This is a genomic window from Propionispora vibrioides, from assembly GCF_900110485.1.
GTDB classification, from domain to species: domain Bacteria; phylum Bacillota; class Negativicutes; order Propionisporales; family Propionisporaceae; genus Propionispora; species Propionispora vibrioides.
Genome location: NZ_FODY01000022.1, coordinates 35,653 through 48,290, shown reverse-complemented (window position 1 = coordinate 48,290; position 12,638 = coordinate 35,653). Strand labels below are relative to the sequence as shown.

The 12,638-nt window shown below is 52.4% G+C and carries 11 protein-coding genes; 4 read left to right on the top strand and 7 right to left on the bottom strand.

The features are described 5' to 3' along the window. Positions 1-272 precede the first annotated feature (272 nt). A complete protein-coding gene (locus BMW43_RS15600) occupies positions 273-491 on the top strand; it encodes a hypothetical protein (RefSeq protein ID WP_091749664.1) in 219 nt (72 codons plus the stop codon). Positions 492-514: 23 nt separating this feature from the next. Here BMW43_RS15600 and BMW43_RS15595 read toward each other — a convergent pair whose 3' ends face one another. Further along, the gene (locus tag BMW43_RS15595; protein WP_091749661.1) at positions 515-1,402 is read right to left on the bottom strand and encodes a peptidase MA family metallohydrolase; all 888 of its coding nucleotides are present in this window, start codon (positions 1,400-1,402) and stop codon (positions 515-517) included. Between the two features lie 163 nt (positions 1,403-1,565). Next, complete coding sequence (gene perR / locus BMW43_RS15590; RefSeq protein WP_091749659.1) at positions 1,566-1,994, bottom strand: transcriptional regulator PerR; 429 nt, start codon at positions 1,992-1,994, stop codon at positions 1,566-1,568. A gap of 252 nt (positions 1,995-2,246) precedes the next feature. Between perR and BMW43_RS15585 the strand changes: the two genes are divergently transcribed. Further along, positions 2,247-3,131, top strand: coding sequence for a diacylglycerol/lipid kinase family protein (locus BMW43_RS15585; RefSeq protein ID WP_091749656.1), 885 nt, complete (start codon positions 2,247-2,249; stop codon positions 3,129-3,131). A 75-nt stretch (positions 3,132-3,206) separates the two neighbouring features. On the opposite strand, the gene BMW43_RS15580 is transcribed toward BMW43_RS15585, so the two are convergent. The 3 genes from BMW43_RS15580 to BMW43_RS15570 all read right to left on the bottom strand — a co-directional run bounded on the left by BMW43_RS15580 (position 3,207) and on the right by BMW43_RS15570 (position 6,385). Beyond that, on the bottom strand, positions 3,207-3,527 hold the full coding sequence (locus tag BMW43_RS15580) for a spore coat protein (protein ID WP_245732522.1): 321 nt from the start codon (positions 3,525-3,527) through the stop codon (positions 3,207-3,209). Positions 3,528-3,548: 21 nt separating this feature from the next. Beyond that, a complete protein-coding gene (locus BMW43_RS15575; RefSeq protein ID WP_091749652.1) occupies positions 3,549-3,746 on the bottom strand; it encodes a ferritin family protein in 198 nt (65 codons plus the stop codon). Between the two features lie 272 nt (positions 3,747-4,018). Continuing rightward, positions 4,019-6,385: a diguanylate cyclase gene (locus BMW43_RS15570; RefSeq protein WP_091749649.1), complete on the bottom strand. Its 2,367-nt coding sequence runs from the start codon at positions 6,383-6,385 to the stop codon at positions 4,019-4,021. Between the two features lie 205 nt (positions 6,386-6,590). Between BMW43_RS15570 and BMW43_RS15565 the strand changes: the two genes are divergently transcribed. Together BMW43_RS15565 and BMW43_RS15560 are read left to right on the top strand one after the other, a co-directional pair. Beyond that, entirely contained in the window at positions 6,591-7,619 is a 1,029-nt protein-coding gene (locus tag BMW43_RS15565) for an HD-GYP domain-containing protein (protein ID WP_091749646.1), read from the top strand. A 319-nt stretch (positions 7,620-7,938) separates the two neighbouring features. Further along, positions 7,939-10,116 carry a Tex family protein gene (locus BMW43_RS15560; protein WP_091749643.1) on the top strand — a complete coding sequence of 726 codons (2,178 nt, stop codon included), beginning with the start codon at positions 7,939-7,941 and terminating at the stop codon, positions 10,114-10,116. Between the two features lie 249 nt (positions 10,117-10,365). On the opposite strand, the gene BMW43_RS15555 is transcribed toward BMW43_RS15560, so the two are convergent. Beyond that, on the bottom strand, positions 10,366-10,980 hold the full coding sequence (locus BMW43_RS15555; RefSeq protein ID WP_091749640.1) for a cyclodeaminase/cyclohydrolase family protein: 615 nt from the start codon (positions 10,978-10,980) through the stop codon (positions 10,366-10,368). A 29-nt stretch (positions 10,981-11,009) separates the two neighbouring features. Next, positions 11,010-12,614, bottom strand: a complete 1,605-nt coding sequence (locus BMW43_RS15550; RefSeq protein ID WP_091749637.1) for a DAK2 domain-containing protein — start codon at positions 12,612-12,614, stop codon at positions 11,010-11,012. Positions 12,615-12,638 lie beyond the last annotated feature (24 nt).

The following is a 12,638-nucleotide window of genomic DNA, read 5'->3' as shown; positions in this document are numbered from 1 at the left end:
ATACAAGCAACCTCCCTCACCCCATTTTCCGGAACTATTTGGTCCGATCGTGCATATCATATATAGTACGAAGGAACCATTGATTTATTCGCCCTGCACGTCTTGGTGGATTTTTCCTGTTGGGCTGCGTCAGTAAAACCTTGAAATAGCCTAACTATTCTTTCGGTTTTACCTTCTTCCCAACAGAAAATCTCTCACCAGTCCGGCAGACTCATTACATCAGTGATTCCTCAAAAAAAGAAAGCCCTAAATCATACCCAAGGAGGTACGCTATGGCTTCTCCGGAAAAAATTATAAAATATGTACTGGGCGAGTTGAACCAAAATCTGGTTCTGCTAAAGAACATCGCCCAGGACCAAAATGTGGTTGTCGCCCAAAACAAGCAGATTATCGACTTGCTTTCCCAAATCTTGTGTAAGCTGGATAACCGCAACGACGACACGGACGAACCGGACTCCGCTTTGCCGGAAGACACCGCAGACGAGCCATAACCCGGAGTTTATACTTCTCTGGGTTATTTCACGTCCCAAGTATCCTGCTGCATATGGTCTTTGCCCCAGGCCGGCCATTCCCGGTTAAACTGTTCATAGTCCATACTCAGTACCGTTTCGATCGCCGTTTTGACGGGAACACCCTGCTGCAGACGGCTAATAATGCCGTTGAGCTTATCCTGGCCATGCACTTCGGCAATATAGCGAATTGCCGCCAGTGATTCACGATAGGCCAGCGCCTGATTAGGCAAATCGTCAAAGCCGCCTTCCAGTTCCGCCATCGAGTACAGATTGCCGGTCAGTTTGTTTTGTGGCGTTACCCACTCATACCGGTTGACCCGGTATTCCACATACTGGGCCAGGCCTTCAGTAAACCAGCGTGGATAATTACCGTTGGTCATGTAGTCAAAGACCAGATGGGTATATTCATGGACCATCGGGCCGGTCCGGACAAACTGCTCCTTCTGATCGCCATCCTGCTGCAGCCAGGCCTGAGGTGACAAAAGCTGAATAGCACCGCCCCAGTACACGCCCATAGCACTTTGGTCGCCGGACCAGCCAAAGGCTTTGCGCAGCTCTGTTTTGTCCGGATAGATAACGATCAGCGTCTTACCGGCCGGCTGATAACCCATCATTTGGGTGACCGGCTGGTAGGCCGCTTCGGCGGCTTCGCCCACCAAAGCCAGCGAAGCCTGATCGGCCGGAGTATATTTAATCACAAAATGTTCGGTTTCAAACCGCTCCATGTGACGGGTCTCAAACTGTATTTTGGCTTGTGCCGCCTGTCTTGCCAGCGGATACAGCCAGGCTTGCAGCCTTACCGGCCCATGGAGTAGCAGTAAAAACAGTAAAGCCAAACCGATAACACCAGCCAGCAAGGTCACTTCCTGCTGGTTTCCTGCCATGCGCATAACGGCACCTCCTTTTTTAATTTACATAACAACTAGCAAATATCCATTATAACTACTCGCCAGGAAATTTACTACCAGTAAATTATGTAAACAAGCAGATTGCGTTCCGCGCTACCGCTCCATAGGCAAAAAAAATAAACCCGGAAGTTCCGGGTTTATAAAACTAATTTTGGTGCTTCTTTTGTTTCTGACAAACCGGGCAATAGCCAAAGAAATAAAATTGCTGCCCGGTTATTTTATAGGAAGTTGCCTCGTCAATGGATTTCACGAACTCCTGGGAATCGACCTCCTCCAAATCATCCACCCGGCCGCAGCCCAGACATCGGATATGCGGATGACTATCCACGATGGCATCGTAGCGGAAACTGTCCTCGCCGACATTCAGGCGCTGCACCAAACCAAGCTCCTGCAAAATCTCAATTGTCTTATACACGGTTGCCAGACTCATCGTAGGATATACGGGCTGCAAATCATTGAAAATCATCTCGGCACTAGGGTGGGACCTGGTATTGACCAGCACTTTGTAAATGGCCAGTCGCTGGGGAGTAACTTTAAACCCTCTGTTCCTGAGTAACGTTGTAATTGAATCCATACATTCACCAACTTAATTTTTTATAGATAATAATTATTGTTTAGTTATATTTATTTTACATTAGCTTGATTTTTCTTGTCAAGAAAAACATTTACAAAAACTTTACAAACTCTTGACAAGCCCTTGCAACCGGGCAGCCAGACAGGTACAATCAATACGTAGCCGTTCATTCGAACAAAACGCTATCTTTTTCTTCCTGTAAATGGTAAGATTAAGGATACGCAAATTTTCCGATTCTATCAGGAGGTTACTGTGAAGCGTTTCTTACTAATTTACAATCCACTTTCCGGCAATGCTTATTTTAAAAACGAGCTGGACGCCGCCATACGTCTGTTTCAACGCCAACAGTGCCTGCTAATCCCGGCACGCACCGAAAGCAAGGAGGACACGCCGCGCTTTGTCCAGCTTGCCGAAGAGCTAAAAGCCGACGGGATTATCGCCGCCGGGGGCGACGGCACCCTGCATGAGGTTATCAATGCCATGCTGGAGGCCGAAACAGCTCTGCCACTCGGGATTATTCCCTGTGGTACCAGCAACGACTTTGCCACCTTTTTAAAAATATCCCGCGACATTGAGCAATGCGTTCAGATTATCTGTCAGGGCCATTGGCAAACCATTGATGTCGGCCTGATCAATAATAAATACTTTATCAACGTGGCCTGTGCCGGACTGCTGGCTTCCGTAGTCCACAACACCGATACGGCCTTAAAAAACACCTTGGGCAAAGTAGCCTACTACCTGAAAACCCTGGAAACCATCCCTTATTTCCGCTCCCTGCCGATTGAAATCAATGCTGACGGCATGGTGATCAAAGATGACATTCTGCTTTTTCTGGTTATGAACAGTGGCGCCGCCGGCGGCTTTCCCAATCTGGCTCCGAAAGCCAGACTGGATGACGGCAAACTGGACCTGTTGATTGTAACCCGCTGTAATGTCACCGAGTTTATGCGCCTGTTGATCAACCTGGCCACCGGCAACCATACCAATCACAAAAACATCACCTATCTGCAGGCCCGGAATATCACCATCACCTGCGACGAAATGCTGGAAAGCGATCTGGACGGCGAGCGGGGCCCCTATCTGCCGCTGACGCTTTCGGTCATTCCCAACCGGGTGAAAGTATTTATGCCGCTATAGCTCATTTTGCCTCTGTTTCCTAAAATAAAAAGGAATCCCGTGAAAATTTCACGGGATTCCTTTTTATAGGAAGTGTTAGCCGTTTTGGCTGCTAAACTTGCTGGCCGCCTGGGAAATATCCTGGGCATTGGCGTTTTTCACGTCGTAATAGCCTTTTTGCTGCATCACATCAAACAGTTGTTTTTGCTGGCTATATAAATCACCCAAAACAGTCATATAGTCCCGGCGCAGTTGATCGCTGCAGGCCTCCAGGATATAAGTGTTCAGGGATTCGGCCGTGTGTTTTGTTTCATTCAGGCATACCTGCAGAATATCGCGATCGGTATACTGCATCCCCTGGCCGTTGATGACCATTTGGTTGGACTGATTTCCGCCTTTTTGCTGACCTTGTGCCACGTGTCTTCACCTCTTCACAATTTATTGCAGCGTTTGTCCTGCGTTCAGATGCTTGCTGATGGTTTGAAAATGCTGCTGATTTTTTTGGGCCATCTGCTGGAATAACTGCTTCACCTGATTATCCTGTACGTTGGTGGCGAAGTAATTCAACATTTTCACACTAGTTTGCTCCATGCCCAGAAAATCCTCAACCTGCATTAGCTCCTTTTGTGATAACACCCTGATCCCTCCCTTCCGGTAGCCCTAGTGATTCGTCGAGCGAAAACCCGGAGTATATCGCCGGCCTTTTTACCATCAGGCTTTGTTGTCGCCGGTTTACATATATCCGATATGCGCACCGCTCCGCCTTGCCTATCGGCAAAAATTCCCGGGTGCTATACTCCATTATTCCGCCCGCCGAGGCACTAGCGGGCCGCTATTTTAGAGCGCCTGCGCTCATCCATAGCATTACCCGGCACAGTCAGAATATACGGGTCGGTCAGGAAAGGATTTTACGCGTTCTTTTGCCAGGCAACCACCCGGTTACGGCCACTTTGCTTTGCTTCATACAATGCCTGATCAGCCGCCTCCAGCAAGCGGGTAGCCGTCATCTTGCCCAGCATATCATCGGACACTGTCGCCAGTCCCAGGCTTACGGTAATCTTGATGCAGTTATCCTCCACCTGAAAAGATTCTGCCGCGATCTGCAGACGGAAATGTTCCGCCAGTTCCCAGGCCTGCGCCTCGGCTGTCTCCGGCAGGATGACGGCAAACTCCTCGCCACCGTAACGGGCCGGAAAGTCGGTATTACGGAACAGGGATTTTATTTTTGTGCCCAGTTGTTGTAAAATAGCGTCTCCCGCCAAATGCCCCCAGGTATCGTTGACTTTTTTAAAAAAGTCGATATCCAGCATGACCAGGGTAATCGGTCGGCGGTATACTACAGCCCGGTTAAACTCTTTCGTCAGACAACTGTCAAACTGCCGCCGGTTGGGCAGCCTGGTCAGGGCATCAGTCAGAGCCATTTCCCGGATGCTGTCATATAGATAGGCCCGCTCCAGCCCCACTGCCGATTGGCGGGCAATGGTACTTAAAATAATCTCCAGGCCGGAGGGAATCTCGATTTTCGGGTCTTTCCAGCTAAATACCAGCAGGCCCTGCAGAATGCCCCCCGATATTAATGGCATAATATGCAACCGCCGCTGATTGAGAATAGACATGGTAACAAGGCTTTCCTCCAGATCGCCCCAGGGCCAGCTGGTTTTATTATCCGAAAACACCTTGCCCAGGTTTTTGATCTCCCCGTCGGTGAAATTCTCACTAAATACTTTTTCCGTATGCAAACCGTCATCCCGGTGATGCATGATAAAGGCAACCGCCCCGTCAGCCTGAAACAGACTTTGCAGCTTCATCGTCACCTGACACAATAGGTCGCTTGGCGACAACTGCACGGCAATCTCTTTGACAATGTCGTAGAGTACCCTAAGATCATTCAGGCTTTGCACGGTGTGGGCAAAAAACCGGGCGTTCTTGATCGCCTCGCCGGCCTGATGGGAAAACACTGTCAAAAGAGCGGCATCGCTGTCGGTAAAATTGCCGAACCGCCGGGAGAAAAGTCCGATCGCACCGATGATATCTCCATTATGCCGGATAGGCGCCCCCACCATGGAGTGAAGTCCGGCCGCATCCAGCGCATGGGCGACTTTCTTGGGCGCTTGGGCAAAGCTGTCGATGACGATGGCCTGCCTACTGGCAAATACCTCCCCCAGCAGGCTTTGATCCGGCAATAACTCGGCCGGCGGTTTAAAGCTGCTGATATAGGCAACCAGCTTCAGTCTGGCCGGTTCACCCTCGGCCAATGCCAGATAAGCATGATCACATTTAAATACAGCAGCCGCCGAACGGATAACCTGTTCCAGCATCTCCTCCAGATTGTTCTTGGAAGCCACCATAGCACCGAGCTGAACCAACGTTTCTTTAAGCAATTGATGGTTGTTCTGCGCCTCTTTGTACAGCTTGGCATTGCGCACCGACAAGTTGCGCAGCGATCTGGCCAGCCGGGAAATCCGGATATAGGGATGAAGCACCGAAGTTCCGAACAGCGCTTTCAGGACAAAACAGTAGGCGCCCAGCCGGTACAGACTGCCCAAAAGTTCATAGCTGTCATGACCGCCTGTGCCAAAGCCCATGACAGCGATCTCGCCGGCCAGGCTGCAGACGAGAGCGGTGCGCAACTGGCAGACATGCTGTTCACCGGGACTTCGCCGGGCAAACCGGTATAAGGCGGCAATATGCAAGCCAACGATCACACTCTCTACTCCTACAAGAAAAGCACCATCAGGCTGGCCATGGCGATACATGGTTGGCAGGTAGTTAGAAAATCCGAGAATAACCAGCATCACCCCGGCCGCAACACCGATTCCCGAGCAGGTAAAATGCAGGCGGTCAGACGGTCTATAACGGCCGCGCCGGGGAGTGAAGGCGGCAAAAAAAAGCCCGGCTGCCGCAAAAAACCTGCTTGCCAGGGCAAAAGCCGCAGTCTGGTTTTCACGGTTAATGAGAAAACTGTCAGCAATTCCATTACAGGCCAGAATATGGGCCCATTCAAACAAGCCAACGGCAAGAAAGGATATCCCAATTACCAAATCCCGTCCATTATGGGTTTGCGGCCAGCTATACCAAACAATCAAGAAAACGGAAATGCCAATAATGATACTGGAAAACTCGAATATAGTATGCATAAACAAGTATGTCTCTACCGGAAAAACAAAATAAAATAGCTCCGGCCGCCAGGATATTAATCCCAGAATTCCGAACAGGACAAGCCCGACTGCCAGCAAACTTAACTTGATTTTTGCTTTGTCTAGCAATGGGGACATTCCATTCCCTCCCCTGCAACTCCCTTTTTTTACATAATATGAAAGTAAACCTGCGATGGTTCGTCAGAATAAATCTTACAAGTTGCAAAAAGTGACATAAGATAAGACTTAAGTCCTAGCACTCCGGGACCTAGGGGCATTCTCTTTGACAAATATTATTGTATAATAGGTTTACACGGATAATACCTTTTTAGAGGTGATCAAAATGCGTGTGGAAAACGCGAAAACCGGTATGGTGCTTGCCAAGGATCTCACTGATACAGCCGGCAAACTATTACTGGAAAAAGGAATTACCTTAACCGAGGCATATATTCATCGTCTAAAACAGCTTGGAATTCCACATGTGTATGTTACCGATCCCTATGCCGATTCCCTGCGGCCGCCCGATGTCATCACGGCCTCCCTGCGAACCGAACTACTCCATTGCTTTACATATATTTTCAAAGCCACTACCGAGGAATTTCTGCAGTCAGAGCAGCGCAGCGTCTTACTTCGCCGGCTGACAACAGCAACCGATAGCACCATTACCCATTTGGAACAGCAAATGCCGCAAATCATGAATTGCCAAGTCCGCCAGCCTTCACCGGATGACAGCAACCATGCCATTAATGTTTGCCTGCTGTCCGTTATTACCGGGCTGTATCTCAAGATGCCGCGCCCGATCTTGCGGGACCTGGCACTGGGGGCGCTTCTGCACGACACCGGTAAGAACGTCATACCCCTGGCCTCTGACGACAACTTGCCGGCCGGGGATCTCCATACCTCACTGGGCTATCAGTTTTTGCTGAAGGCAGGTGTCGGTAAGACCGTTGCCGGCATCGCGGCCCAACATCATGAGCATTATGACGGCACCGGCGTACCGAATGGTTTGTCCGGACAGGCCATTCATCCATTGGCCCGTCTGGTGGCGATTGCCAATCGCTATGACCGGGATGTTGCCCAGGCTATGCTGGACGGAACCCCGCTGCATGAAATATCGGAGCGGATGATGTCCGCCGGCAATACCTTATATGATTTGAACTTGCTGAAGGCTTTTTTCCATACCGTAGTGGTTTATCCGGTTGGCTCTCTGGTCCGTCTCAATACCGGACAAACCGGCTATGTGATCAACAACCGGATGCATTTTCCTTTACGGCCCACCATCCGCCTTGTTAACAATCAGGGACAGACCGCAATGGACATCAACCTGGTCTATCGGCCCACGCTGACCATTACCGAGTTAATTGAAGCCTAACAGGCTCCTGCCAGCCGGCGATCCCGTCGCCAGACTAAAGGAGCCTGTTTTTTCACCTTTTTCCGGTCCCTCTTTGCTGCCATTGCTTAGATATGCCCGGTTCCTCCATCCGAGGGAACGAAAAAGTCTTACAAAGCTTTTCCTATGTTTTAAGTGGCATAAGGCACCAGACCGGCTATATTCCATAAAGAATATGGTATAATAATGGAAGAATTTTAGGAACCATTGATTTATTCACCCTGCGCGTCCTGGCTGTTCTTTTTTCATCGGGACGACAGGCACCTTACAACAGCGGTTCCTTAGAAAATAGGTGATTTTTTTGCTGTTACAAGATCTTCCCTTGCTCATTGCCCGGGAAATACAGGTAAAACCCTACCAAATCGAGGCTGTCATTAAATTGCTGGACGACGGCAACACCGTCCCCTTTATCGCCCGCTACCGGAAAGAAGCCACCGGTGAGCTGGATGAGGAACAAATCCGCACAACCGAAGAACGGCTGCAATATTTACGCAACCTGGTTAAACGGCAGGAAGAAATTCTGCGCAACATTGAGGAACAGGGAAAACTAACCCCTGAGCTTACCACAGCCATTCAGTCCTGTAGTAAGCTGCAGGACCTGGAAGACCTCTACCTGCCGTTCCGTCCCAAAAAGCGCACCCGAGCCCAGACAGCCCGGGAACGGGGTCTGGAGCCACTGGCAATGCTTGTTTTGGCTCAACAGTTGCAAAGCGGTACACCGCTGGAGGAGGCAGCCGCCTTTATAAACCCGGACAAGGATATTCCCACTGCCGAAGCCGCCTTGACGGGAGCCATGGATATTATCGCCGAAACAGTCTGCGAACAGCCCGATATCCGGAGTGCCATTCGCAAGCAGCTCTGGCAGAACGCTGAACTGGCCACCGAGCTGGCCGTACCGGAGGAACAGGGCGCTGATTTCTTAACCTACAGGGAATACCATGAACCGGTCAAGCGCATTCCCTCCCACCGCGTACTGGCAGTCAATCGCGGCGAGAAGAAAGAAATGTTAAAAGTCACATTGACCGCTCCCCATGAACAGTTGATTTCCTTTATCGTCCGGAAAACCGTTACAGGCAGCTCAATTTTTAGCGAGACCCTGCAAGTGGCCATCGCTGACGGTTATAAACGTCTCCTGTTCCCTGCCATGGAACGGGAGATCCGCTCCCAGTTGACGGAAAATGCCGAAGAGCAGGCCATCCGGGTGTTCGGCCTCAACCTCCGTCAGCTTTTACTGCAGGCGCCGCTAGCCGGTCATACCATCATGGGACTCGATCCCGGCTACCGGACAGGCTGCAAAATGGCGATTGTCAGTCCCACCGGTACGGTACTGGCTACAGACACTCTCTATCTCACACTGGGCGCCGCCCAGCAGGAAAGGGCCCTGGTAACGCTGCATGACGCCATTACAACCCATGGCGTCAGCCTGATATCGATTGGCAACGGTACGGCTTCCTATGAAACCGAGGAATGTGTGTCCCGCCTGATCAATACACACAACCTGCCTGTCCGTTATATCATCACCAATGAGGCCGGCGCTTCGGTCTATTCGGCCTCCAAGCTGGCCAAAGAGGAACTGCCCGAACTGGATGTGTCCATCCGTGGTGCCGTCTCCATTGCCCGCCGGGTTCAGGACCCGCTGGCCGAGCTGGTTAAAATCGACCCAAAATCCATCGGTGTCGGCCAGTACCAGCATGACGTAAATCAAAAACAGCTGGGTGACACGCTTGACCAGGTGATCGAATCCAGCGTCAACCACGTCGGCGTCGAGCTGAACACTGCCTCGATTGAACTGTTGAAGCATGTGGCCGGCATCAACGCCAGCGTTGCTAAAAATGTCGTGGCCTACCGTGACCAGTCCGGTTCGTTCCTATCGCGCCGGCAACTCCTGAAAGTCCCCCGCTTAGGTGCGGCCGCCTTCACCCAGTGCGCCGGCTTTTTGCGGCTCCGCAATGCCGACAACCCACTGGACAACACCCCGGTGCATCCAGAATCGTACGAATTAGCCGAAAACATCCTGTCCCGTCTGGGCTTTACCACGGGCGACCTGAAGGACAGGGACCGCCTGCCGGCCCTGCAGGCTAAGCTGCAGTCTGCTGATGCCGCTGCTTTGGCCCGGGAACTGGCGGCCGGCGAACCGACTGTCCGTGACATTTTGGCCGCTCTGGCCAAACCCGGCCGGGACCCGCGGGAAGATACACCGCTGCCGCTGACCCGTAAGAATATCATGAAACTGTCCGATATCACTCCCGGCACCAGGCTTAAGGGAACAGTCCAGAATGTGACCGACTTTGGGGCCTTTGTCGATATCGGCATTAAAGTAAACGGCCTTATTCACCGTTCCGAGCTGAGCCATAAGGCCTTCCGTCACCCGCTGGACATCGTTTCCGTCGGTGATATTCTGGAAGTAGTGGTCATCAGCGTGGAGGAAGAACGCAAGCGGATCGGTTTAAGCCTCAGACAAGCCAAAACAGAACAATAAAATAGGTGGATTTATCATTCAACGCAAACACAAAGCCAGCCGGCACTGCTATAAGCAGCATCGGCTGGCTTTATTTGTGGCTGTCTAGGGAACCACTGATTTATCACACCGCACAGCCTGGCGGATCATTTTCCGTCTGGCTGCGTCAGCAAAACCTTGAAATAGAGACCGCTATTCCTGTGGTTTTACTTCCTTGCCAGCCGAAAAAATCTCTCACCAGGCCGGCAGGTTCATTAAATCAGCGGTTCCCTAACGCAATATTTGATAAGGCTGCACCGCATATATACTGTCTGTCAAACCGGCCACAAGCCGGCCTTGGTTTTCGTTGACCGCCTGCAGCCGCGCTTTTAGCTCCTCCACCTGACCGGCATCGGCCAGCCAGGGAAGATTGGCGGCAACACTTAGCAGCGCCCCCTTAATGCCGGTCTGGCAAGCCAGGGCAGCCGTCAGCAAATCTCCTTGCGCGTGAGGTGGCAGCGCCGCCAATACCCGCTCCCCCACCTGCAGCGCCTGCAGGCAGTTCTCGGCAATGGACAGCGGAACGCAAGCGGCCTGCAGCAGCACCGCCTGCGCCCGGTCATCAGCATGAACGGCTGACGCACCTGATTGAAATACAGCCAGCACGTCAGCCAGAACAGCCGCGTCCTCTTCTGCCAGCGACAGCAGCCGTTCACGAAGCGCCGCCAATTGCTGTTGCGGTTCGTCAAGCGCCGCTGCGGCGCCAGGCAGCACCAAATTGATCAGCATCGCCAACAGACTGACGCCCAAAAGACCACTGAGTGCCGCCGTACTGCCGCCGCCGGGCGGCGGCTGCCGCAATGCCATATTTTGGGCATAATCCCGGATACTAAGTGTTGTAATCATCAGGCACTCTCCTTTTAAGCTGCTGCCGCCTATTCCACACTGACCAAAAAGAGATAATGGGGCTGCCCGCCATAGTAGAGCTGAATTTCCGCCTGCGGCAAACCAATTTGTTCCACAATCTGCTGCGCCTCATCGGCGGTTACCCCTTCACCGTAATATAGACTAACCAGCTCATCTTCCGGCTGGACAATGGCCTGCAGCAGGCTGGTCACCGCTTGTTGCAGCGACGGAGCCTGCACCAGAACCTGATGCTCAATGACACCGATATAGGAACCTGCCGACACCAGCTCTTCTCCCAGGTGGCTGTCCCGTACCGCCACCGTTACGGCCGCTGCCCGCACCTGGGCCGCCGCTTCGGTCATCCGCCGCACATTGGCAGCCACGTCCTGTTGCGGATCAAAGGCCAGCAGCGCCGCCATCCCCTGTGGAATGTTAACAGTCGGCACAATAGACACCCGGTCAGGCAGCAGTTTTTGCACCTGCGTGGCAGCCAGCACAATATTCTTATTGTTCGGCAGCAGGATATAACGCTCGGCCTTACCGGTATGAATGACGTCTACCATGTCTTCCACCGAAGGGTTCATCGTCTGGCCGCCGGTGATAATAAAATCGGCCCCCAGTTCCCGCAGCATGGCGGTCAACCCTTCACCGGCCGCCACACAAATCAGGGCTGCCGGCTTGGCACCGGCTGGTACCTTACCAGTTGCTCCGGCATGGTGTTCCTTTTGATCGGCCATATTGTCGATTTTTATATCATGCAGAGTGCCCCAGGTAATGGCCGACTCCAGCACCCGGCCGGGTTGAGCGGTATGAATATGAACCTTCAACAGCTCGGTCCCTTCGGCCACGATCAGCGAATCGCCTAGCGGCGACAACACGCGGCGAGCCTCTTTTACCGTGATGCTGCAGGGTTTGACAATAAACTCGGTGCAGTATGGGTGAACCACCTCGGCCGACACGCCATCAGCCAGGATCAGCTCCCTCGCCATTTCGCTCTCCGGTCCGGCATATTCTCCATTGAGCCCGTCCAGGCAACCTCGTAAGAAGACCAGTAGGCCATAACCGCCGGCATCCACCACACCGGCCGCTTTTAAGGTCGGCAGCAGTTCAGGCGTTCTTTGCAGTTCACTTTCCCCGGCGGCAATGGCGGCGATCAGGATGTCGGCAAAAGGCCGCCCGTCCCGTACAGCCTGATGGGCTCCCTTGGCAATGCCCTTAGCCACTGTAAGAATAGTCCCTTCCACCGGTTTGGTCACTGCCCGGTAGGCATACAGCACACCGTACTGAAAAGCCTTGCCCAGTCCGGACGAAGTGGCCTGCTCCTTGCCGGCCAGACCACGGGCAATACCCCGGAACAGTTGGGAAAGAATGACCCCGGAATTTCCCCGGGCCCCCATAATGGCACTGTCGGCAGCCCGCTTGCTGGCCGCACCGATATCGCCTTCGGTTATATCACCCAACGCCTTGGCCACCGCCCCCAGAGTCAGCAGCATATTGGTGCCGGTGTCGCCATCCGGCACCGGAAATACATTCAGATTATTGATATATTCATGCTCCCGCATAAAGGTCCGGTACGCTCCGGCAATCATGCGCCGGAAATCACTGCCGGAAATAAGTTCTACCGCCTGCGGCATGCAAATCCCTCCCTGACTGCAATA